At 50.2% G+C, this 23,701-nt stretch carries 20 protein-coding genes; 10 read left to right on the forward strand and 10 right to left on the reverse strand.

What is annotated here, in order from left to right:
* Positions 1 to 196: 196 nt before the first annotated feature.
* Positions 197 to 1,372 carry a DUF4407 domain-containing protein gene (locus tag Q1A54_RS16250; protein ID WP_299990282.1) on the forward strand — a complete coding sequence of 392 codons (1,176 nt, stop codon included), beginning with the start codon at positions 197 to 199 and terminating at the stop codon, positions 1,370 to 1,372.
* Between the two features lie 73 nt (positions 1,373 to 1,445).
* Positions 1,446 to 2,702 carry an aminotransferase class I/II-fold pyridoxal phosphate-dependent enzyme gene (locus Q1A54_RS16255; RefSeq protein WP_299990284.1) on the forward strand — a complete coding sequence of 419 codons (1,257 nt, stop codon included), beginning with the start codon at positions 1,446 to 1,448 and terminating at the stop codon, positions 2,700 to 2,702.
* 87 nt (positions 2,703 to 2,789) lie between these two features.
* Here the strand turns inward: Q1A54_RS16255 and Q1A54_RS16260 are convergent, their stop codons facing one another.
* Entirely contained in the window at positions 2,790 to 3,254 is a 465-nt protein-coding gene (locus tag Q1A54_RS16260) for an Lrp/AsnC ligand binding domain-containing protein (RefSeq protein WP_299990286.1), read from the reverse strand.
* A 154-nt stretch (positions 3,255 to 3,408) separates the two neighbouring features.
* Between Q1A54_RS16260 and Q1A54_RS16265 the strand changes: the two genes are divergently transcribed.
* A complete protein-coding gene (locus Q1A54_RS16265; RefSeq protein WP_299990288.1) occupies positions 3,409 to 4,362 on the forward strand; it encodes an asparagine synthetase A in 954 nt (317 codons plus the stop codon).
* Between the two features lie 294 nt (positions 4,363 to 4,656).
* Here Q1A54_RS16265 and Q1A54_RS16270 read toward each other — a convergent pair whose 3' ends face one another.
* From Q1A54_RS16270 to Q1A54_RS16310, 9 genes are all read right to left on the reverse strand, one after another.
* Positions 4,657 to 6,033 (reverse strand): LutB/LldF family L-lactate oxidation iron-sulfur protein, encoded by a 1,377-nt coding sequence (locus Q1A54_RS16270; RefSeq protein WP_299990290.1) that lies wholly within the window; start codon positions 6,031 to 6,033, stop codon positions 4,657 to 4,659.
* Between the two features lie 150 nt (positions 6,034 to 6,183).
* Positions 6,184 to 7,833: a M28 family peptidase gene (locus Q1A54_RS16275; RefSeq protein WP_299990292.1), complete on the reverse strand. Its 1,650-nt coding sequence runs from the start codon at positions 7,831 to 7,833 to the stop codon at positions 6,184 to 6,186.
* Positions 7,834 to 7,866: 33 nt separating this feature from the next.
* The gene (gene ispF, locus Q1A54_RS16280; RefSeq protein ID WP_196121039.1) at positions 7,867 to 8,352 is read right to left on the reverse strand and encodes a 2-C-methyl-D-erythritol 2,4-cyclodiphosphate synthase; all 486 of its coding nucleotides are present in this window, start codon (positions 8,350 to 8,352) and stop codon (positions 7,867 to 7,869) included.
* A gap of 201 nt (positions 8,353 to 8,553) precedes the next feature.
* Positions 8,554 to 9,654 (reverse strand): alkene reductase, encoded by a 1,101-nt coding sequence (locus Q1A54_RS16285; protein ID WP_299990294.1) that lies wholly within the window; start codon positions 9,652 to 9,654, stop codon positions 8,554 to 8,556.
* A gap of 255 nt (positions 9,655 to 9,909) precedes the next feature.
* On the reverse strand, positions 9,910 to 10,728 hold the full coding sequence (locus tag Q1A54_RS16290; RefSeq protein ID WP_299990296.1) for an aldo/keto reductase: 819 nt from the start codon (positions 10,726 to 10,728) through the stop codon (positions 9,910 to 9,912).
* Between the two features lie 59 nt (positions 10,729 to 10,787).
* Positions 10,788 to 11,237 (reverse strand): MarR family transcriptional regulator, encoded by a 450-nt coding sequence (locus Q1A54_RS16295; RefSeq protein ID WP_299990298.1) that lies wholly within the window; start codon positions 11,235 to 11,237, stop codon positions 10,788 to 10,790.
* Between the two features lie 108 nt (positions 11,238 to 11,345).
* Positions 11,346 to 11,786, reverse strand: coding sequence for a PepSY-like domain-containing protein (locus Q1A54_RS16300; RefSeq protein WP_299990300.1), 441 nt, complete (start codon positions 11,784 to 11,786; stop codon positions 11,346 to 11,348).
* A 230-nt stretch (positions 11,787 to 12,016) separates the two neighbouring features.
* Positions 12,017 to 12,466 (reverse strand): PepSY-like domain-containing protein, encoded by a 450-nt coding sequence (locus tag Q1A54_RS16305; RefSeq protein ID WP_299990302.1) that lies wholly within the window; start codon positions 12,464 to 12,466, stop codon positions 12,017 to 12,019.
* Between the two features lie 150 nt (positions 12,467 to 12,616).
* A complete protein-coding gene (locus tag Q1A54_RS16310; protein ID WP_299990304.1) occupies positions 12,617 to 13,882 on the reverse strand; it encodes a pitrilysin family protein in 1,266 nt (421 codons plus the stop codon).
* 297 nt (positions 13,883 to 14,179) lie between these two features.
* Here Q1A54_RS16310 and Q1A54_RS16315 point away from each other — a divergent pair, with 297 nt between their 5' ends.
* From Q1A54_RS16315 to Q1A54_RS16345, 7 genes are all read left to right on the forward strand, one after another.
* Entirely contained in the window at positions 14,180 to 16,159 is a 1,980-nt protein-coding gene (locus tag Q1A54_RS16315) for a dehydrogenase E1 component subunit alpha/beta (protein WP_299990306.1), read from the forward strand.
* A 35-nt stretch (positions 16,160 to 16,194) separates the two neighbouring features.
* Positions 16,195 to 16,401: a hypothetical protein gene (locus Q1A54_RS16320; protein WP_007658543.1), complete on the forward strand. Its 207-nt coding sequence runs from the start codon at positions 16,195 to 16,197 to the stop codon at positions 16,399 to 16,401.
* A 54-nt stretch (positions 16,402 to 16,455) separates the two neighbouring features.
* Positions 16,456 to 16,812 (forward strand): hypothetical protein, encoded by a 357-nt coding sequence (locus Q1A54_RS16325; RefSeq protein ID WP_299990309.1) that lies wholly within the window; start codon positions 16,456 to 16,458, stop codon positions 16,810 to 16,812.
* Between the two features lie 16 nt (positions 16,813 to 16,828).
* Positions 16,829 to 17,170: a bacillithiol system redox-active protein YtxJ gene (ytxJ, locus tag Q1A54_RS16330; RefSeq protein WP_007658546.1), complete on the forward strand. Its 342-nt coding sequence runs from the start codon at positions 16,829 to 16,831 to the stop codon at positions 17,168 to 17,170.
* 163 nt (positions 17,171 to 17,333) lie between these two features.
* Positions 17,334 to 18,062 carry a hypothetical protein gene (locus tag Q1A54_RS16335; RefSeq protein WP_234986306.1) on the forward strand — a complete coding sequence of 243 codons (729 nt, stop codon included), beginning with the start codon at positions 17,334 to 17,336 and terminating at the stop codon, positions 18,060 to 18,062.
* A 133-nt stretch (positions 18,063 to 18,195) separates the two neighbouring features.
* Positions 18,196 to 19,098: a lipoyl synthase gene (gene lipA, locus Q1A54_RS16340; protein WP_007658550.1), complete on the forward strand. Its 903-nt coding sequence runs from the start codon at positions 18,196 to 18,198 to the stop codon at positions 19,096 to 19,098.
* Between the two features lie 496 nt (positions 19,099 to 19,594).
* Positions 19,595 to 23,701, forward strand: coding sequence for an ice-binding family protein (locus Q1A54_RS16345; RefSeq protein WP_299990312.1), 4,107 nt, complete (start codon positions 19,595 to 19,597; stop codon positions 23,699 to 23,701).

A 23,701-nucleotide genomic window follows, 5' to 3' on the forward strand; every position in this document is an offset into this window, starting at 1 on the left:
TAACAGAGGCCTGGAGTAGCCGAAAGCAGTTGAACTTAAGCAGCTCGGGCTGTTGTTGCCGCAGTAACGATACAGTTCATCACATTTTGAAGGTGTTTCGTCACATTTTGAATGGCAAATGTATAGAAGTCAGTAAGTTGCACGTTAGTATTGCAAGCTGCCTTTGCCTCAGCTTTAACCTGTACAGGAAGTTTACATGAAGAAATTCTTTTGGTGGTGCGCCGGTGCCGACGATACGATTCTTGAGAAGTGCTCTAAGTCGGAGCACATAAAATATGCTGGTGTCGGTGCCACCGTTTTATTTACAGGTGTGCTGGCCAGTATATCGGGTGGCTATGCCCTCTATACGGTGTTCGATGCTGTGCCTATGGCCGTGGCCTTTGGTTTGCTTTGGGGTGCCGTTATATTCAACCTCGACCGCTTTATCGTTTCCACCATCCGCAAAGAAGGCAAGTTCTGGCGAGAACTGCTGATGGTGACGCCGCGTATCCTGCTGGCCCTGGTACTGGCCGTGGTTATTTCCAAACCACTGGAGTTGAAGATCTTCGACAAGGAGATACAGGCCGTCCTGAAAGAAAAGCAGGCAGAGTTGGCGATTCAGCACAAAGCCTTGGTGAACAAGCAGTTTGCCGAGGTGGACTCTGTGAAGTCGGAGATTGCAGGTATACGAGCCGAAGTGGAAGCCAAAGTGCAGGAGCGGAACAAGCTCTACGAAATGGTAGCAGCGGAGGCCGATGGTACTGGCGGTACAGGTAAAATAGGCAGGGGGCCCATCTATGAAGAGAAAAAGCAACAGTATGACAAAGTAGACGAAGAGCTTAAGCTGCTGCAGGCCAGTGCCGCCAATAGGATTCTGGTGAAAGAGCAGCGCATTGCCGACCTGATGAAGCAGTATGACAGTACCGTGTCGGAAGGACAGGAAAGCTTCTCAAACTACGATGGCCTGATGGCCAGAATCGATGCCCTGAACCAGTTGCCATGGCTGCCGGTATTTTTTATTACGCTGCTGTTCATATGCCTGGAAACGGCGCCTATTTTTACGAAACTGATCACCAGCAAAGGACCTTATGATGACATCCTGAAAGGACTGGAGCACGAGCGCACGACGCAGGAAATGCATCGGGTACAAGAGCGTCAGAAACAGTACGACACCCGCCAGGCTGTAGCTGAAGCAAAGTTTGCAGCCCGTCAGGAGTTTGAGATCGAAGCCAAGCGCGAAGAAGAGCGGATAAAGTCTGATGCACATCTGGATGTAGTCCGCGAATCAGCAGCTGTATGGCGCGAACGCAAACTGGCCGATATCAGCCGCAGCCCAAACACCGCCGCCGACATCCTGAATGATGGCGAGGAGAGCAGCTATTATAAGTGGTAAGCTTTTTTGTGTTCCGCAAGCGACGTACTTTTTCCAGAAGTTAGTATCTTGTTGCGTACTAACACACAGGCGCATGACCGTTTCAAGAATGGCCCAAAACCTCATCGGCTCTGAGATCATCAAGCTGGCCGGTGAAGTGAACGCAATGATTGCGAAAGGGGAGCAAATCTGCAACCTTACCATCGGCGACTTCGACCCAAAGATTTTTCCTATACCTGGCGAACTGCGGGCTGGCATTGCCGAGGCCTACGCCGAAGGACATACGAATTACCCGCCGGCCAATGGGGTGGCCGTGCTGCGCAAAGCCGTAGCCGACTTCACCCGCGACCGGTTAGGCCTGACTTACTCTGAGAACGATATTCTGGTAGCCGGCGGCTCACGACCGCTGATTTACGCGACCTACCTGGCCCTTGTAGACCCGGGTGACAAAGTGGTTTTCCCGACGCCATCGTGGAACAACAACCACTACTGCCATCTTTCCAGTGCCACGCCTGTAATGGTGGAAACAAGTCCGGACAACAACTTTATGCCAACGGCCAACGACGTGGCTGCCAGTCTGAAAGGAGCAACCATGTTAGCCCTCTGCTCTCCGCTCAACCCGACTGGCACAATGTTCTCCAAAAAAGACCTGGAAGACATCTGCGACCTGGTGATTGCCGAAAACAAGAGCCGTGGAGCAGGAGGAAAGCCGCTTTACATTCTTTACGACCAGATCTACTGGATGCTGACCTTCGGGGCGCACCAGCATTACGACCCGGTTAACCTCCGCCCTGAGCTACGCGACTATACCATTTACATCGACGGTACTTCCAAGTGCTTTGCCGCCACAGGTGTGCGTGTAGGCTATGCATTTGGCCCAACAGTGGTGATTGATAAGATGAAGGCAATTCTTGGACACGTAGGTGCCTGGGCGCCAAAAGCTGAGCAAATAGCCACAGCCCGATTCCTGCACCAGACAGATGCGGTAGATGTGTTCCTGGACGAGTTCAAGCACAATGTGCGCGAGAGTCTGGATCTGCTCTACCACGCCTTCAAAGACCTGAAAAAAGAAGGGTACAACGTGGATGCCATTGAACCGATGGGCGCCATCTACCTCTCCGCCAAGCTCGACTTAGCTGGTAAAACCACGCCATCAGGCCAAGTGCTGCAAACCAGCAAAGACATCAGCTTCTACATTCTCGAAGAAGCTAAATTAGCCGTGGTGCCTTTCTCCGCCTTCGGTTCTGCGCCAGATTTGGGCTGGTTCCGATTGTCTGTAGGAGGTGCCTCTCTAGAGAGCATCAAAGACTCACTGGGTAGGTTGAGGGAAGCGCTGCGAAAGTTGAAGTAAGATAATGCCGCAAGGCACTCCATTTATTGAACCTATGTAACAGCAAAGCCGCCTTCAATCAATTTGAGGCGGCTTTGCTGTTATATCTTATTCAACCCCTACTGATATCTGTCGGCTTATACTTTCCTCCAGCGAGATGAACGTTTCGGTGCGGTGCACACCTGCTATACCTTGCATTTTCTCATTGAGTACCTCGCGCAGGTGCTTCGTGTCGCGACAGATGATCTTGACGAACATACTGTAGGAGCCCGTGGTGTAATGAAGCTCTACAATTTCAGGGATGTCGCGCATCTTCTCTACCACCTCTTTATAAGCCGAACCCTTCTCCAAAAAGACACCGATAAAGGCACAGATGTCGTAACCGATAGCAGCCGGATTGATCAGTAACTGTGCTCCCTGCACGATGCCCATCTCGGTCATTTTCTTCAGGCGCACATGTATGGTACCCCCCGAAACACCGAGTTCTCTGGCAATATCCGTGTATGCACGGTTGACATTCTGCATCAGCAAGTGCAGAATCTGACGATCAAGTTTATCAATTTTTAAATCCATTCCCGATATCTATCCTGTGTTTTGGTTATTTGTCAAAAATATAAACTATATATTATTTAATTTTTAACGAATGTATTTAAATGTTAAATAATTTTCAATATATATTTCTGGTAATTATGTTTGTAATACATCAATTCACTAAAAAAAAGAAAATATGGAATTGCAAACACTCGCAGAGCCCACGGTGCTGGAAACTACCATGAAGCACCTGAGCCGCACTTCTCTGCCGAAGGTACTCAAGGTACAGCAGGGGATTATCCGTGCCACACACGACTTCATGTTCAAAAAAGGCCTGACGCAGCTGATGCCGCTCATGCTATCGCCCATCACCGACCCGCTCAACCATGGAGTAGTAGACGCCTCCATCGGTTATGCCGACCAACGCTGGAGCTTGACCAAGTCGATGATCTTTCACAAACAGCTGGCTTTAGTAAACCCTGAGCTAGAGAGCCTATACATTGTGTCGCCCAACGTGCGGCTCGAGTTCTCAGACCGCGCTGATACAGGCCGTCACTTGTTCGAGTTCACGCAGGTAGACTTCGAGTTTCGCAGCAAAGATCGCTTCTTTGTGATGGAGTTTATGGAAGAACTGGTCAACTACATTTTCGCCCGCCTAAACAAGGAAATCCCTGAGCTCCTGATCGAGTTGCGCGGTGAGTTGCTGCCACAGTACGAAAAATGGTCGGTTTTCCGCACCGAAAAGCTAGAAGCCGCCCTTGGCCCGGACTATGAAAAGATTAAGTCAGAAGAGGCAGCGGAGCCGTTTTGGCTGGTGAACCACAAGCGTGAATTCTATGATAAAGAAGATCCGACTCACCGCGGCACCTATTTAAACTACGATGTGATTTGGCCAGAAGGATTTGGCGAAGGATTGTCAGGCGCTGAGCGTGAGCATGAGCACCAGCAGATACTGAAGCGTATGGACGAGGTCGGCACCAGCCAAGAGACTTTTAAGCATTATTTGGAGGTTGCCAAATCAGGTTTATTGCCTAAAACTGCCGGAGCCGGATTCGGTGTGGAGCGTATGACGCGTTTCATCTGCCGACTGAAGGATGTGGACGAAGTAACTGTGTTTTCGCGCAAGCCATGCACGCCGGCCATTTTTTAAAGGTATAGCGTATGGACGACGGTAATAATAGTAGCTTGGGAGACCAAGCACACAATAGAACATAAAAGGCCTGCAATTTGAGTTTGCAGGCCTTTTTACTTTTATAATAGGTGTATAGCGCGAGCGTCAACGCGAGTGTTTATTATCGTGGGGCCTCTGGCCTCTGAAGCTTCAACGGGTTAACTTGATAACTGGGCCAGAGGCCCCTCCATATTAAGTCACGAACGTGAACGCTCGCACCATAACTGTAGGACGTCCCGAATCCAGTCCGGCATCTTCAACTCGCGCCAGACCCTACTTCCCTTCCCGCTCTTTCCAAAGCTGGTTAAACGACTTTGGCGCAACTTGTAGCGGTTCTCTGCGCTTGCTCCACGTATCTTTCAGCACTTGCTTCAGCACAAAGTTCTTCACGCCTGCAGGTGCCATATTCAACAGCTTGCGGCTCTTCATGGCTTTCAGCCACAGCTTGAAAGTGGTGCGCTCGCTCTTCTCCGTGAAGCCTTGTTCCACACTTTGGCGGCGGTTGAGCAGCAGCAGGTTGTGGATATTGATTTTGACAGGGCACACTGAGGTACAGGCACCGCAAAGCGAACTGGCAAAACTCAGGTGCTTGTTCTCGGCCATGCCGTTGTAGTGCGGCGTGATCACCGAGCCGATCGGGCCACTGTAGGTACTCTCGTAGGTATGGCCGCCGATGTTCTTGTACACAGGGCACACGTTCAGGCAAGCGCCGCAACGGATGCAGTTTAATGCTTCGCGCTTCTCAGGCAATGCTAGTAACTCCGTGCGTCCATTGTCGAGCAATACCACATACATCTCTTCCGGACCGTCCTTTTCGTTTGGCTGGCGTGGTCCTGTAAAGATGGTATTGTAAATAGTCACTTGCTGCCCGGTACCGCTGGTGCTTAGCAAAGGCCAGAACAGGTCGAGGTCCATCACCGATGGCAGGATCTTCTCTATACCTACAATGGCAATGTGCGTCTTTGGGAAAGCAGTGGACAGGCGACCGTTACCTTCGTTTTCCGTTACAGCTACACCCCCGATATCGGCGAGCAGGAAGTTACCGCCGGTTATACCTATCTCGGCCTCGGTATACTTGGCGCGGAGCAAACGGCGGGCAGTGGCTACCAGCTCTTCGGCGCTATCGGTCGGGGCAATCTTTAGCTTCTTTACAAAGAGGTCCGCAATGTCCTTTTTAGACATGTGCATGGCCGGCGTCACGATGTGGTAAGGCCGTTGCTCAGCCAACTGCACAATGTACTCACCCAAGTCGGTCTCCACTGTCTCCACTCCGTTCTTCTCCAGGAAGTTGTTCAGGTGAATCTCCTCCGTCGTCATCGACTTGGACTTTACTACCGAGCGGGCACGCTTGCGCTTCATGATCTGACCGATTTCCTTGAGTGCCTCCTCGGCATTGCGGGCCCAGATCACTTTGCCGCCGCGGGCCGTGAAGTTAGACTCGAACTCCATCAGGTACTTATCAAGGTTATTGATGGTGTTCGTTTTTATAAAAGAAGCTCGCTCGCGGGCGAGTTCGTGGTCGCTGTATTGGGTAAGGCCACGCTGCACAGCGGCGTTATACTTGCCGATGTTGAACTTGATGGTCGAGCGGTGGCCCAGGTCAAATGATTTCGTTTCCGCGTCCTGCAGAAACTGTTTTAGTCTACTCATATAAATAAACCCTGCGGTTTTCCTGAAACGGCTAGTAATCAGGAAGTGCTATTAAAAAGAAAAACACCCTTAAAGTTAGGGTGTTTTCCTCAAAGCTAATAAATGCAGCTCGTTTTTATGTTAAACGGCTGTTCGTGCAAGTTTAGTGTACTACTTTTTGTTGCTATCTACTACGATGCGGTTGTCACGGTTGGCCAGCTCCCATGTCACGTGGAACGCCAGACGGGCGGCTTTCTCAGCTTTCTCGAAGATAATCTTGTCTACCGTGTCAGTTGCCTTATGGTAATCGGCGTGTACACCGTTGAAGTAGAACACGATCGGAATACCGTGCTTAGCGAAGTTGTAGTGGTCAGAGCGGTAGTAGAAACGGTTTGGATCGTTCTCGTCGTTGAACTTATAGTCCAGACGAAGACCTACGTGCTTCTGGTTTACCTCTTCGTTGATCTGGTGCAGTTCCGAAGAAAGTTTATCAGCACCGATCACATAAATATAGTTCTGGTCGTTTGTCTTCTCAGCGTCGAAGTCCATGCGGCCGATCATGTCGATGTTGATGTTGGCTACCGTGTTCTCCAGCGGGAAAACAGGATTGTTGGCATAATACTCAGAACCCAACAGGCCTTTTTCTTCAGCCGTTACGAGCATGAACAGGATGCTACGACGTGGACCCATGCCGTCTTTCTTGGCCTGTGCAAAAGCCTCTGCCAGTTCAACGACAGCTACTGTACCAGAGCCGTCATCATTAGCACCATTGAAGATTTCGCCGTCTTCTATACCTACGTGGTCATAATGCGCAGTTACCACGATCACTTCATCTTTCTTGTCAGTACCTTCGATGTATCCCAGTACGTTGTCAGATGGAAGTGCTTCGCTCTTACGCTCTGTCTTCACCTTTACATCTTTCACAGCTGTGAAAGTACCTGGTGTAGGCTTGCCTGCTTTCGCAACGGCGTTGGCGTAGGCCAGCATCTTCTCTGGTGTTGTGCCCAGCAGAGAGGCGCCTACCTGTGGCGATACCATCATGGCTGCAGTAGCTCCGCCTTGCGCACCATTGCCCTTCAGGCCGATAGACGGACGCGTCAGGAAGTTGCGGTAGCGCTGTGTCATCGTGCCAAATTCACCTGCATTGGCACCTGTCACGATCAGTACGCTCTTAGCACCACGCTTAGTGGCGGCATTGCGCTTAGTACGGAAGTCATTGCCCCAGTCAGAAGCTTTGTCAGTACCGCTCAAAAGGAACTTGCCGTCGGCGCCTTTTGGCTCACCACCCAGCACCACGACCATTTTGCCGGTCACGTCGAGGTTGGCGTAGTCAGAGTAGTTGTCAGCGTCAATACCGTATCCGGCGAATACTACTTCAGCAGTTTGTTCGGTCTGGTATGGAGAGGCGCCCAGCACGAAGAAGTCCTGCCCCATCATGAATTTCTGCTTGCCAACCATGATGTAGCCGTCGCCCCACTGGCTGCGCTCCAGCGCTACAGGCTGGTAGTATGGGTTGGCATTGTTCTTCACTGGTCCAACCAATCCATCTTCCTTAAACTCGCGGGAGATATACTCGGCAGCCATCTGCAGGCCTTTAGAACCTGTGTCGCGGCCCTCGTACTCATCCGAAGCGAGTATGTGGAGGTGCTTGGACAGGTCAGCAGCCGTGATGGTGGAGGCATACTTCGGAGCGGCTTCGCGCAGTCGCTCAGCTTCCGTGGCGGTGGTTTCAGCAGTGGTGCTGGTGGTAGTAGGCGTGGTGGCGCAACCTGTGGTCAGGAAGGCAGCCAGCGCATACACATAAAACTTGTTATACTTCATGTCTGTGTAAGGTGAAGGTAAGGTTATGGATTGTTATTGTTTATAGATCAAGACGGTTGCAAAAGCAGCCACGCCTTCTTTCTTGCCCACAAAGCCCAGGTGCTCCGTGGTGGTGGCTTTAATAGAAAGATCATGCTCCGGTATGCCCATCACTTTGGCCAGGCAGGCTTTCATCTCCGGAATATGTGGATTCACCTTTGGCTCCTGCAGGCAGATGGTTGAGTCGATGTTGCCGATCTCGTAGCCTTCGCGGGAAAGCAGATGCACCACTTCTTTAAGCAGAATCTTGCTGTCGATGCCCTTGTACTGCGGGTCTTTGTCAGAGAAATGGAAGCCGATGTCGCGCATGTTGGCGGCACCCAGCAGAGCGTCGCAAATCACGTGTATCAGCACGTCGGCGTCGGAGTGGCCTAGTGCGCCGTGTGTGTGCGGAATCTTGATGCCGCCCAGCCAGAAGTCCAGCCCTTCCTGCAGTTGGTGCACGTCGTAGCCGAAACCGGTTCTTATTTTTAATTTCATAGTGCGTGTTGAAGGTATAGCAATGCCTTATACGGCAGGTATAAAAAGTAAATATAGTGCTTTTACCCTTTTGTCATGATGCAGCAGGTGCATTTTTAAGGGTATAGACTCAAAACAGACAGAAAGGTTTAAAAGCAAAAGCCAGCCACCGGTTAGGGCAGCTGGCTCTTATCAGACTATATATGAAAAAGCGCCTTTGGCTTAGGCCTTTGCTTCCGCAAGGGAAGGGTAATCGATGTAGCCTTCGGCACCAGGAGAGTAAAATGTATTCTTGTCGGCTTCCTGCAATTCTTCATTTTGGCGGAAACGCTCCGGTAGGTCCGGGTTAGAGATGAACGGCACCCCAAAGGCTACCATATCTGCCTCGCCAGCTTCAATCACGGCGTTGCCTTTTTCCTGCGTAAAGCCCGCATTGATGATCAGGTTGCCTTTGTAGATCGGGCGATAGCGCTTAGCAATATTTTGCTCAGCATGTGGAATCGCGCTCACATCGTTGAAAGGCTCTGACAGGTGCAGGTAGGATAGGTTGTAGTTGTTCAGCTTTTCGATGATGTAGTCGAAGGTCGGGATGGTCTCCTCGTCCAGCGTCATTCCGAAAATACCGTGCAGGCTTGGGTTCAGACGAACACCCACACGCTCTACTGGCATGACTTCCTGAATCGCCTCAATCACTTCAAACAGAATACGGGCTCTGTTTTCCTTGGAACCGCCATACTCGTCGGTGCGGATGTTAGACGTGCCATTGAAGAACTGGTGCAAGAGGTAGCCGTTAGATGCGTGAATCTCTACGCCGTCAAAGCCAGCATCTATTGCATTTTTGGCAGCAGCCTTGTAGTCCTGCACGATCTGCTTGATCTCAGGTATAGTCAACTCACGTGGAGTAACAGTGTTTTTGAAGCCCTCAGGAGTGTAAGCCTGTGCATTTGGGTTGATGGCGGAAGGAGCCACCGGGTACTCGCCATTGTGAAAGTCAGGGTGTGACATACGCCCCACATGCCACAGCTGCGCGAAAATCTTTCCGCCTTTAGCGTGTACAGCATCAGTTACTTTTTTCCACCCAGCGACTTGCTCCTGGCTGTAAATGCCTGGCGTGTTGACATAACCCACGGCTTGCTCCGAGATCTGTGTTCCTTCCGAAATGATCAGGCCGGCACTTGCGCGTTGAGCATAATAAGTCGCCATCAGGTCGTTGGCCACATTGCCTTCGTTAGCGGCGCGGCTGCGCGTCATGGGTGCCATGATCACGCGGTTGTTCAGTTCTAAATCTTGTAGTTTTATCGGTCTTAAAAGTGGTTGTGACATATATTTCAATTGTTAAATTGCTGATTGTTAAATTGTTGTTTTTTTGTGCACGGGTTGGGTTGATCGTTATTCGTTGATTTTTCGTGCACGATTCGGACAGATCGCAACCTGTCCCTAGTTGTGCCCTCGCTCGCGTCTCGCGAGTGTGAGCTATACGGCGGACTCCGGCCGCTATTTTTGTGCCACTAGGCACAGGTGGCGGGACACCACCAAATGCCTCACACTCGCGAGACGCGAGCGAGGGATCTAAACTCCCTAGTCCCAATCCGGTGCGAAAGGTGGGTTGACTACTCTCTGGTTGTCTTTTTTGAGTTGGTCGATCTGGGCGACGTCTTCTGCTGACAGCTCAAAGTCGAAGATATCGATGTTATCTTTCAGGCGCTCTACTTTGGATGTTCTAGGTATAGCCATCACACCGTCTTGCTGCACCAGCCAGCGTAGCGATACCTGCACTTCGTTCTTTCCGTACTTTTCGCCTATACCTTTCAGAACCGGATTGCCGAGCACTTTGCCTTGCGCGATCGGACTATAGGCCGTCAGCGAAATGCCGTGCTCACGCAGGTAGGTATACAGCTTGGTCTGGTTGATCAGCGGGTGGTACTCTACCTGATTGGTGATGATATCCGCGCCGGTTGCCAATACCTCATCGAGCAGGGCAGTGGGGTGGTTGCTTACGCCAATGTACTTGGCATAGCCTTTTTGCTGTGCTTCCATCAGCTGGTCCATGTACTCAGCCACAGGTACATTGCGGTTAGGCCAGTGAATCAGCAAGAGGTCCACATAGTCGGTTTTGAGCTTGCGCAAACTTTCCTCTACCGAGGGCATAAAGTCTTTCTTGTATAGACTCTCCCTGAAAACCTTCGTGGTTAGAAAAATCTTGTCGCGTGCTATACCTGCGTTTTTGATGGCCGATCCCACACCCGCCTCATTCTGATAGATTTGCGCGGTGTCGATGTGGCGGTAACCTTCAGAGATAGCAGCGGCTGTGATTTCACGTGCCTGATCATCTGACAATTGAAAAGTACCCAAACCAAGGGCAGGTATAGATGCGTCTTTTATCTGTATATGCTTCATAAAATATATTTCAGTTTGTACCTTATTTGTGTATACAAATATTGGTATAAAAAAATAGCTTAGCCTCTGAGCTTGTCGAGTAATTTGCTCACTAAAATTGCCTCCTCCTGCGTCAGGTTATGGAAACGCTGGAAAAAGGTGGGCATCTGCTCGTCTATCTGACTAAGTAGTTCCGTGCCTTTCGGAGTAAGCCTTAGCTCAATCATGCGACGGTTTGCCTGGCAAATATCACGGGTAACATAGCCTTTCTCAATCAGCTTATCAACCAGGCGAGTCACGTTGGAGTTGCGATCCACCATGCGCTCCTGCACTTCTCCAAAGCAAACGGGCTTTGGTTGCTGACCGCGCACGATGCTCAGTACATTGTGCTGCTGAAGCGTAAGTCCAAATTGCTTAAAGAAAGGTATAAACTGCTGATTCAGCCAATTGTTTGTAAACAACAGGTTAACTATCATCCGACGATGATTGTCCTTGAAGTCTTTCTGCTGTATTTCGTCTTCTATGCGCATAGGCTGAATATGGGTACAAAGGTAATGTTGTTGTTTGTATATACAAATGTTATGCCCAAAAAGTTGCACGCTATACATATAGCAGACTGAAGCGAAACTTAAGCAGGATCAGTCCCAGTAGGCCTGTGAAAGCTGCCGGCCTTCTGCCGAGAAGGCTAGCTCAAGTTCTCCTGATTTGCCCTTAAGCACTACCTGATAGGTGGTAATGTCGCCTTTTATAACAACTTCGGCCTCTTCGGTCTTGTAGTTGGGGTAGTTTTGAGCGATGGAGTTGGCGACAGCTTCTGGTAATTCTGAGGAGTGTAAGTTTCGCTTGTACTGCATAAGCTCACCTGAGTGTCGAAAAAGTGCGCTATGTGCTGCCGCATGCATATTGAAGTCAGCCTCGTAATCTTTACCGCTCCTTTCCCACTCAATATCAAAGGCAAGTGGAAATGTGTTCAGTAGGTTTTGCCGTACCTCCAGCGGCACTTTTTCTGGCAACACATCATCGTCACAGGAAACCAGAAGTCCTGCAAAAAGTGTAATGGTGGCGAATCGTAGCTTCATGATTATGTAATGAAAGGTAACCTGATGATTTGGTCCTAAGCTTAGCATGCAAATCTGAAGAAACTTTGTAGAATAGGTTATTAATGATCACTCCAGTACAAAAGCGGAGGGAATACTATTTGTCGGGAGGGGCCAGGGAAGGCTGCTTGCTGGTTGGGCGGCCTTACATGGAATTTAAAAGCCTGAGGTAAAGAACCCCAGGCTTCTGATTAAATGAGTTTTGGCATTCGTTAATCCCAGTATACCTGCTGTGCCTGCTGGCCATCGGCGGAGTAAACCAGCTTTTCGTCTTTGGTATTGTTGTCCAGTTCAACCTGGTACAGCATGGTCTGGCCTTCCTCCAGTCGCTCGATGTCATCCAAACGATAGGCAGCATAGTCTGTGTTGATGGCTGCCCGCACAGCGTCCGGTAATTCAGACTCAGGTATATCCTGCTTGTGCTTTATCAGGCTCCCCGAGGCATTAAACAGTGCACTATAATCTACTTTGTTTACATCAAAATCTGCTTCGTAATCATCTCCTTTCTGCTCCCAATCAATGTCGGCGGCATCGGGGAAACTACTGAGCAATGTTTCTTTTACGGCGGCAGGTACGTCGTCAGGATTTACGTCATCTGAGTTATTGTCACAAGCAAATAGGGTGCTTGCCATAAAAAGCATAGCAAATGCAGTCTTTTTCATTTTCTTCAATTTAGGTTTTACAAATCGGTTGTATAGCATGTTACGGACCGATTTTGGAGGAATTCTGAAGAAGAGAGGTATATTTTGAAAAAGAAAAAGCGGCTGCAGTTTTCACCACAGCCGCTCCTATTTATATAAGCTATACCTTGTCTATGCCTCCTGCTCCACTGGCTGGGCTTTTTTCTCGGCCTTATAAAGTAAGGTAGAGCAATTGTTCGGATCAAGCACCTGCTTGGCGCAGCGCAGGATGTCCTGCGGCGTCACGGCCTGTATCTTCTCGCCCTCGGTGTTCACGAAGTTCGCATCGCCGAGTAGCTTGCCATAGGCCAGGTTCATGGCTCGGTTCAGCAACTCAATCTCTGAGAATACAATGGAGGTCTCCGCCTGGTTCTTCACCTTGTTCAGCTCTTCTTCGTCCACGAGTTTTTCCATCAGCTCTTTATTAATGGCCTCGATGGCGGCATTGGCCTCCTGCAGGTCCACGCCTTCGTTGAGTTTGCCTTGGATGATGAGCAAGCCCGGTTCGATGGAGCCGGTTACCGAAGCCGAGATGGAGTTGAACAGCTTTTGCTCTTTCACCAGCTGCTCGTACAGGCGCGAGGATTTGCCACGGCCCAGTATGTCGCTGATCAGGTCGACGGCGTAGTAGTCTTCGTGATTGCGGTGCGGCATGTGGTAGGCCTTATAGATGGCGCTCAAGGGTACGTCGGAACTTGCTTCGAGCACGCGCGGGCCCTGCTGCTTTGGCTCGTTGGGTATAGCACGCTCGTATTTGTTCCCGGCAGGTATAGGGCCAAACCATTTTTCGGTGAGCTCCTTCGCCGTCTCGAAAGTCACGTTGCCGGCCACGACCAGTATGGCGTTGCTCGGGGAGTAATGTTTCCTGTGGAACGCTTTCACGATGTCCATGGTGGCGTCTTCGATGTGCGCGATCTCTTTGCCGATGGTCGCCCACTTGTATGGGTGCTGCTCGTAAGCCAGCGGGCGCAGCTTCAGCCACACATCGCCATAAGGCTGGTTCAGGTAGTTCTGCTTGAACTCCTCTACTACGACCTTACGTTGTACTTCCAGTCCGTGATCGCTGAAAGCGAGGTCCAGCATGCGGTCCGACTCCAGCCAGAAACCGGTTTCGATGTTCTGGGCTGGCAGCGAAAGGTAATAATTGGTGATGTCGGGGCTGGTGAAGGCATTGTTTTCGCCGCCCACGCGCTGCAAAGGCTCGTCGTATACCGGGATGTGTTTGGAGCCGCTGAACATCAAGTGCTCAAACAGGTGCGCAAAGCCGGTGTGCTGCTCTTCCTCATCGCGGGAGCCCACGTCGTACAGTACGTTTAGCACGGCCATCGGGGAGGTGTGGTCTTCGTGCACGATCACACGCAGTCCGTTATCCAGCGTAAATTCCTGAAACTGTATCATAATCTTCTTCTCTTTAAAGGGCGGCAACCGATGTTACCTTTCCCTGATTTCTTTCCTGTCAATTCTTTTTCAACAGGTATACCTTGTGCCCTGTTCAATCAAAACCCGCAAATACTTGCAGGCCTGTCAGGTTTTCTGTAGCTTTTGCTTTCTTTACGGACTTTCGGACGCCGCTTGTTGCGTATGCCGGGGTCGGTAAGGCACGAAGTACCGAACAAATTTATAAATTAGCACCATAATCGGCGGCCAAAGCAAACGTTATGCTGCCATATCACAACGAATTTTCCGCATCATAAGATGAATTATAACCGCAAAGAATACTCTGACGACGAACTGATCGCCTTATATAAAGGTATCTTGAAGCCCCGCATGATCGAGGAGCGCATGCTGGTGCTGCTGCGCCAAGGCAAAGTGAGCAAGTGGTTCTCGGGTATAGGGCAGGAAGCTATCTCGGTGGGCTCGGCCATGGCGCTGGAGTCGGACGAGTACATTCTGCCGCTTCACCGCAACTTGGGCGTGTTCACAAGCCGCGAAGTGCCTTTGGACAGACTCTTTGCACAGTTTCAGGGCAAGAAGACCGGCTTCACAAAGGGCCGCGACCGCTCTTTCCACTTTGGCTCCAACGAGCACCACATCGTGGGCATGATCTCACATTTAGGGCCGCAGTTGGCGGTAGCCGACGGTATAGCCTTGGCTGACTTACTCGATAACAAGGAGAAAGTGGCGCTGGTGTTCAGCGGCGACGGCGGAGCTAGTGAGGGCGACTTCCACGAGGCGCTTAACGTGGCGGCTGTCTGGAACCTGCCGGTTATTTTCATGATCGAGAACAACGGCTACGGACTTTCCACACCGAGCAACGAACAGTTTAAGTTTAAGCACTTCATCGACAAAGGCCCGGCTTACGGGATAGACGCCTTGCAGATCGACGGCAACAACATTGTAGAGGTATACGACACGGTGCGGCAGGCTGCCTACAGCATGCGCAAGAATCCGCGCCCAATGCTGATCGAGGCCATTACTTTCCGGATGCGTGGCCACGAAGAGGCCAGCGGCACCAAGTATGTGCCGCAGGAACTGTTCGAGAAGTGGTCGAAAAAGGATCCGGTGGAAAACTTTGAGAAATACCTGCTCGGTGAGGTGATCCTGACGCAGAAAGCCATCGACAGCATTCGCGAGGAGATCAAGGCCGAGATAGAAGATGGTTTGCAGACTGCCTTTGCGACGCCAATGCCAGAAGTAAATCGTGAAGAAGAAATAGAGGACATGTACCGTCCTTTCGAGCAAGAGGTGATTGCCCCTACTTCGGATGCCAAAACTGAGAGACGCTATGTAGATGCCATTTCTGATGGCCTGCGCCAGAGCATGGAGCGCTATCCGGAACTGGTATTGATGGGGCAGGATATTGCTGAGTACGGCGGTGTGTTCAAGATTACAGAAGGCTTTGTCGACCAGTTTGGCAAGGACCGCGTGCGCAACACCCCGCTTTGCGAATCGGCTATACTAGGTATAGGCTTGGGTATGTCCGTGAAGGGCAAGAAGAGCATGGTCGAAATGCAGTTCGCAGATTTCGTGAGCGCTGGCTTTAGCCAGATCGTGAACAACCTGGCCAAGAGCCACTACCGCTGGGGGCAAAATGCCGATGTGGTGGTGCGGATGCCAACTGGCGCGGGAGCGGCTGCTGGTCCGTTCCACTCGCAGAGCAATGAAGCGTGGTTCTTCCACACCCCGGGACTCAAGATCGTATACCCGTCTTCGCCTTATGATGCCAAAGGTTTGCTGAACGCAGCCATAGAGGATCCGAACCCGGTGATGTACTTTGAGCACAAGCTGCTCTACCGCTCTATTTCCCAGGAGATTCCGGATGATTACTATACTGTGGAGATTGGCAAGGCCAAGTTGGTGGCCGAAGGTTCTGATATCTCCATCATCACCTACGGTATGGGGGTGCACTGGGCGAAGCAGTTGCAGCAGGAGATGACCGACATTAGCTTCGACATACTCGACCTGCGCTCGCTGCTGCCCTGGGACAAAGAAGCCGTGCATGATACCGTAGCCCGCACCGGCCGCGTGATCATTCTGCACGAAGACACCATGACGGGTGGTATAGGCGGCGAGATAGCGGCCTGGATCGGAGAGAACTGCTTCGAGCTGCTCGACGGACCGGTAACGCGGGTTGCCAGTCTGGATACAGCCGTGCCGTTTGCGCCGCCGTTGGAGCAGGAGTTCCTGCCAAAGCAGCGCCTGCGCGAGAAGGTGGAGAGCATTATGGCATTTTAGCGGAAAATAGAGGAAATAAACGTATATTGCTTGTGATGCAGAAAAGTAGATATTGGGTGTTAGGCCTGCTGTGCATGGCACTGCTGTTCGGGTCGGGCTGTCAGCGCAAGGGGATTATACCTTGCCCGAAGCCTGGCAAGACGAGTAAAGTGTCCGGTAAAAACGCCTCCGGACTGGAAGCCGTACGAGTGGACATGGACAAAAACGGCCGTGTGAAGAAGAAGCGAATGGGAATTTTTTAGGGGAGCAACTCCTATTCCCGAATTCAGTATAACAACTGTAGATGGAAAGCTGTTATGGAAAAGTTGGGATTTGAAAAGCAAACGAAACGTTTGATGGTAATGACAGGTATGCTGTTTCTAGCGGCATGGCCTGCATTTGGTCAGATCAGCTATACCATGACAGATAAGCACGGTCGCTTGCTGCGTCAGTCGCTGCGGGAAGCCAACCAGGTAGAGGCAACCACCTATAAGGAAACCCACCTGAACATGGACGCCTATACCTTAAAAAAGGGCGAGTCTGGCAAATTGAGACAGCGCCCGATGCTGGGGTTGTTCAAACCACAGCAAGATGGCACGAAGGAGGCCGTGCAGCGTGACCCGGCTGTCCGTGAGAAAAAGAAATTCAGGCTTTTCCGGAAGAAGGAAAAGTAAACCTAACCAGATAGCTATGAATTGGCATCCGCTTACAAGCGTAGAGCAATTAGATACCATAATTGAAGAGTCGAAGCACACCCCGGTGGTGATATTTAAGCATAGTACATCATGTTCTATCAGCTCTACTGCCAAAAGCAGACTGGAGCGCCAGTGGGATGGTGCCGGTGTAGACCATATTAAGCCTTACTATCTTGACCTGTTACGTTACCGACCGGTTTCGAATGAAATAGCGGAAGTGTTTCAGGTACAGCACCAGTCGCCCCAACTGCTGCTTATCCAGGATGGTATGTGCGCATATGATGCCTCACATTTGAGCATCAGCATTGACTCGATGAAGAAGAGCTTGGTGGCCTGATAATTCAGAGCCGTTAATCCGGCCCCATCGATAACCTGTATTCCTTGATAGTAGCCATCCTGACCGGAGTTATAAGCTGGGCTGTATGGCTTCGAATGCCTGATACCGCCTGCTTTTGGTTCCGGCCTTTGGATAGAACATACCTAACCCAAATTGTATAAAGGTGGCAAGAAACCTGTTACTCACAATTGCTATGACACTGGTGCTGGTTTTGCCGGCTACAGCTCAGTCTGACGATGACTTTAGCAATGAACTCAGCTACGGCATCAACCTGAATTCGAACGGCGGCCTGCTGGGTGGCGTATTTGTGCGTAGCTCCTGGTTCATGAAAGAGCGCCTCTACCGTTTTGGTGGCCTCGAGATCGTGGAGATCAAACATCCGAAAGAAAACAGGCTTTACAACCCAGGGTCAGGTGATCATTTCATAGCAGGCAAGCAAAACCATTTCTTCTCAGTGCGCCCGCACTATGGGCTGGAGCATGTGTTGTTCCGTAAAGCTGCCGAAAGCGGCGTGCAGGTGAATGCACTGGGCGCAATAGGCCCTTCACTGGGACTGCTCATACCTTACTACATCCGCTACGACTATGCCGGCGGCCTTGGCAGTGACATCCGCACTGAGGCCTATGACCCGAATAAGCACCTGAGCTTCGAAAACACGCTGGGCAATGCGAACGTGCTCACTGGCCTGGGCGAGACTAACATCAATCTGGGTGTGCACGCTAAAGCAGGCCTGAGCTTTGAGTACGGCCGCTACCGTGAGAGCATTACAGGAGTGGAAGTAGGCTTTATGGTCGAGAAGTTCTTCAAAGACATGGTCATGATCCCGCAGACAGAGAACTACAGCCTGTTTACCTCCGTGTACCTGAACATCTACTACGGCCGCCGCAAGTAAGAGGGGCTGAGAACAATTTCCTGCAATTGCTTGTTGAGAGGAAAGCAACTGATGATGGGCGGCATAGCCTTAATTTCCGGATGCTTTTGCTGAAGTCTTAACGCATTATACCTATCTTTGCAGCATGGATGAAATGATGACACTTCCGGTAATACAACCCAACGCGAAGCCCGAGGGGCTCAATGCTTTGGGTCAGCCACGCAAGCCAAACTGGCTGCGCGTAAAGCTGCCGGTAGGGAAAGAGTATGCGAAGGTAAGAAACATCGTAGACGAATATAAGCTGCATACCATCTGTGAGAGTGGCAACTGCCCTAACATGGGTGAGTGCTGGGGAGCCGGTACAGCTACTTTCATGATTCTGGGCAATGTGTGTACACGCAGCTGCTCTTTCTGTGCCGTGGCTACGGGCCGCCCTAACGAATACGACCAAGACGAGCCGCGCCGTGTGGCTGAAGCGATTCAGCTAATGGGCGTGAAGCACGCTGTAATTACTTCTGTGAACCGCGACGAACTCAAAGACCGCGGTGCCGCTATCTGGCATGAAACCGTGCGGATGGTAAAAGAGCTTTCTCCTGCCACTACTATTGAAACTCTTATCCCTGATGTGAAGGCCAGCTGGGATGCCCTGATCACAATGATCTCGCCGGGCCAGGAAGTGGTATCGCACAACATGGAGACAGTGAAAGAGCTGTACCGCCGTGTGCGACCACAAGCTAAGTATGACCGCAGCCTGGAACAGATTCGCCGCACCAAAGAGTATGGCAAGCGCACCAAAACCGGTATCATGCTGGGGCTGGGCGAAACCCGCGAGCAGGTATACCAGGCCATGGACGACCTTGCTGCCAATGGTTGCGACATTCTGACACTGGGCCAGTATCTGCAGCCAACCAAGCTCCATATTGAGGTGGCTGAGTTCATTCACCCGGATTTATTTGATCATTACAGAGAAGAAGGACTGAAGCGTGGAATCAAATATGTGGAGTCCGGTCCGCTGGTACGCTCTTCCTACCATGCTGAGCGTCACGTGCATGTATAGGCTCTGTTAAGTTATTAACTTTCAAAGATTTTTTAGAAAGTTTGATTTAATTTAAAAAGTGCCCTTTCGGGAATCAAATCCTGATAGGGCACTTTTTTATTGCACTACTTTCCTTCCCTAAATTTCCCTATTCTATTTAAAAAATTTTCATTTCCTTTGTCCGCCTATATAACAAAAGGTGTATAAATGCAGCATTTTGGCAACTTAAAGGTTGTTGAATTAGTATATTCGAATATTTAGCTACTTATACACTTATATAGGTCCATATTCTAAACACTGCACTGGAAAGGTAGATTCTTGAAAAAAATATTCACAAGAATCATATTAGAATAGTCTTACAAAATTGCTGTTATAACATTTTATTTAAAGATATATATTGTATTGTTTATATTGTATTAAACTTATCTTGAATATATAAGTATCAAGATATAATAAAAAATTATGAAAATACATTTATATTTATGCCTAATTTATTACGCTTTTTTACATATTCCCTATGAGTAGAATTTTACTGCTTCTCACCCTTTTTCTGACTGCCACCACCTCCCTTAGTTTTGGGCAGACTGAAATCAACCTGGGCCGCGTGAACAGGTTCATTGCTTTAGCCAATGAGCAGATCGTCGTTAAAGGCCCTGACAAAACATGGATCCGCGGTGACATCGGCATCAGCCCTGGCAAAGTAATTATCGGAGAGGAATTTCTTGAAGTAACAGGCAAGAAGGAGAAAGGGACAGAGCTGGCTGCAGAGGCAATGGTCGATGCAAACAGGCTGTACCAGGAACTAATGGCCCTTCAGGAAGTAGAAAACCTAAATCCCAATTTAGGTAATGGGCGTGAAATCTATCCTGGAGTATATAGCATCACGGGCGATGCCACGATCAGTGGTATCTCGCTACTCGTGTCCCAGGGTGGCAATTCACCAGTTTTTGTTTTCAAAATCGACGGTAACCTGAGAGTGAATCCGGGAGCGCTTAGCTTGTCCGGTGTAGGTGTAGAGACTAAGAATATCTACTGGGTAGTGGACGGTGACGTAGAAATCCTGGCTCCTAGTAGTCTTTATGGCAATATCGTCGCTACAGGTGATATTACGTTCGGGAAAGGTGTATCCCTGTACGGCAGAGCCGTCTCCACAGGGGGCACTATTTATTTCGAAAACAACCCTACTGTACTTCAGAACGTGACGAATGCCGACCTGACAGTAGAGAAAAATGTAGATAACAAAGACGTATCGCTGGGTTCGCGCGTGACCTATACCATTACTGCCAAGAATAACGGTCCGGGTATTGCCCGCAACGTGGCTGTAATAGAGCGTATCCCAACCGGATTGAAGCTGGTAGAAGTGAAGCCCGCTACAAAGGGAAGCTACGACCAGGAGAAAAACGAATGGGTAATTGGCGATATGGATGTGTATGAAACACAGAGCATTCGCCTGGTATTTGAAGTGATTGGTACAGGTAACATCCGAAACGAAGTCATTATTATTGGTGATAACCCAGATCCGAAACCGGGTGATGAGGAAGACGATGAAGAAGTTGTACTTCCAAACCTGAGCTTGACAAAACGCATAGTTGATGCAAAAGCAAGCTATAATCTGGGCGATGTGATTGCCTATGAAATCAAGATCATAAATACATCTTCAAAAGAGGAAAAGAACATCAATGTTAGTGAGCAGCTGGCGAGTGGACTGAAGTATGTGCGTCACGAGGAAACCCCAGGCACCACATACAACCCAACTACAGGTATCTACAACATTCCGACACTTGCAGGTAATGCGTCTGCTACGTTAATCGTATATGCCGAGATTGTGAGCACGGGGAACATCCGCAATGTGGCCACGATCATCGACCGTCCTGATGACAAAGACCCGGATGACAACGAAGAAGAGGTGGAGATCATCCTGCCTGACCTGGGTATAACCAAGAAAATCGTTGATCCGAAAGAGGAATACAAGATAAATGATGTGGTAGCCTATGAAATCAAGGTTTCAAACAACGCCTCTACGCCTCAGACAAATATAAATGTACGCGAGCAGTTGCCACAGGAGTTGGAGTATGTGCGTCATACTGCTACCGCGGGAACGACTTACGACGCTTCGACAGGTATATTCAACATCCCTACATTGGCAGGAAATACTTCTGCTACACTGATCGTGTATGCGAAGATCGTGCGTACGGGTGCTATCCGTAACGTAGCCACAATCATTGACCGTACGCCGGACAATGATAAGGATCCGGATAACAACGAGGAAGAAGTAGTAATTCTGCTGCCAGACTTAGGTGTAACAAAAGAACTGGTGAATGCCAAGGCTGAATACATGGTCGGTGAGATGGTGCAATACCGCATTGTTGTAACAAACCATGGGGCAGCATCAGAAAAGAACATTGTAGTAGGTGAGAAACTGCCAGAAAGTCTTTTGTTGGTAGACTTCACTGTAAGCAATGGTGCTTCCTACGATCCGGCTACCGGAGAATTCAGAATCCCTACACTGGAAGCAAAGGCTACTGCTGAGCTTGTTATCAATGCTCAGCTTGTGAAAGCAGGTCTTGTACGCAACATCGCTCGCATCATCAGCAGAGATACGACTGATCCAACAGACCCTACTGATCCAACAGACCCTACTGATCCGACCGATCCGAACAATCCAGGTGACCCAAATAACCCAGGCGATCCGAACAATCCGGGAGATCCAGGCGATCACAAAGATTCTGATCCAGACAATGACGAGGACGTTGTAGTGATTCCAGATGTGAAGTGTAACCCGAATATTGAGCTATCAATTGTAGAGGCGCCAACTTCAGTTTGCCGTGAAGGTGAACTTACTTTCAAAGTAACATCGGATGTGATTGGTGGCACTTATACCTGGACGCTGCCAAGCGGCTGGAGAACAGTAAGCAAATCAGAAGACGGCAGCACTATAACGGTACAGGCTGGCACCGCATTAGGCAACCAGGTAGTTAAAGTGACTGTGAACACACAGTGTAAGGATGTTAACAAGACGGCTGAAACCACTGTAAATGTGATTGGCGAGCCAACTGGAGTAGCTATAACCGGAGCCGGTGCCGTGTGTTTCAACAGCAATACAGGTATAGCTCTGAGCGCCGCTTCGCTAGAAGGACTTACTTACAAGTGGACGCTGGGTAGCAACCTTGAATTTGTGGAAGGCACAAACGATGCCGGCACAAGTGTAAGTGTTCGACCTAAGGGCCAAAGCCTGGCGGGTGGCAAGGTATACCTGACGGTGACCAACGCCTGCGGATTCAGCACTACAACCGAAGCAACTATTATCGTGACACCTACTCCGGCGGTGCCAACTGCCATCATCGGCAACGTGGACCTATGCGAGGAAGAGGAAACAACCTTCAGCACACCGGTAGTGGCAGGAGCCAACAGCTATACCTGGACCTTCCCGGCCGCTGACTGGACTGTCGTAAGTGAGCAGGAAAATGGCAGAACCATCCGAGTGAAAGTTGGCAAAACAGGAGGTCAGATCAGCGTGAAAGCCGGCAACGATTGTAACGCAAGCGCCGCCTTCAGCCGGGAAGTAAAAGTGACGAACAAACCGACGGCGCCATCCATAGCCAGCACAGCTACGACAGGATGTATCGGGTCTACGCTTACGTTCAGCATACAATCTCCGGAAGCAGGCATGACTTATACCTGGGCAGTGCCGCAAGGCTGGAGCGCTAACACACTAACCGGAACCAGCATCGAGGTAACAGTAGGTGAGACAAGCGGTGACATTGAGGTATATGCTACCAACACTGTGAAAGACTGCGGTGCGGGTGCTGTATCCAAAGTAGCTGTTTCGCCATCTCTGAAGCCAGTGACTCCAGGAGCGATCAGCAGTAACATGAATGTGTGCCTCAACAGCACGGGTAACTCCTTCAGCATCGAGGCGGTGCCTGGCGCTACCTCCTACGAGTGGGAAACAACCGGAGGCCTGACGATCGAAGGAGCCAGCAACGGCACGAGCATCACAGTGGCTGCTGCTGAAACAGGTGGAGTTGTGCGTGTACGCGCCGTTAACGGTTGCGGTAACAGCGAATGGTCTGTGTTGCAAATCGATATCACCATGCCTCCTGCTCCTGTCACCCGCATCACGGACAATAGCAGCGTCTGCGAAGGCCTGATTTACACTGCTGATCCGGTAGAAGGGGCAACCTCTTATACCTGGACGGTAACGGAAGGCTTCACAATCGAGTCAGGGCAAGGTACTACTACCATCAAGGTAAAGGCCAACAGCCCGACCGCCATGGGACGTGTAAGTGTGATTGCTTACAACGGCAGCTGCCGAGGTTCTGCTGAGTACAGCATCGATATGGACGCAAAAGTGGCTGACGGTCAGCTGGAGTTCCCGAAAGCCTTTAGCCCGAACGGTGACGGCAAGAACGATACCTGGCTGGTGAAGAACCTGGAGAAATTCCCGGACAATGAAATGGTGATGTTTAATCGCTGGGGATCTGAGGTATTCAAGCAGAAGAACTACAAAAACGATTGGGCCGCCAAAGGGCTGGAACAAGGTACTTACTTCTACAAGGTAAGGGTGAAGCTATGCGATGGCAAGTACCAGGACTACAGCGGCTACGTGACCATCTTCCGATAA

The sequence above is a fragment of the uncultured Pontibacter sp. genome, from assembly GCF_947502515.1.
In the GTDB taxonomy this organism is placed as follows: Bacteria; Bacteroidota; Bacteroidia; order Cytophagales; family Hymenobacteraceae; genus Pontibacter.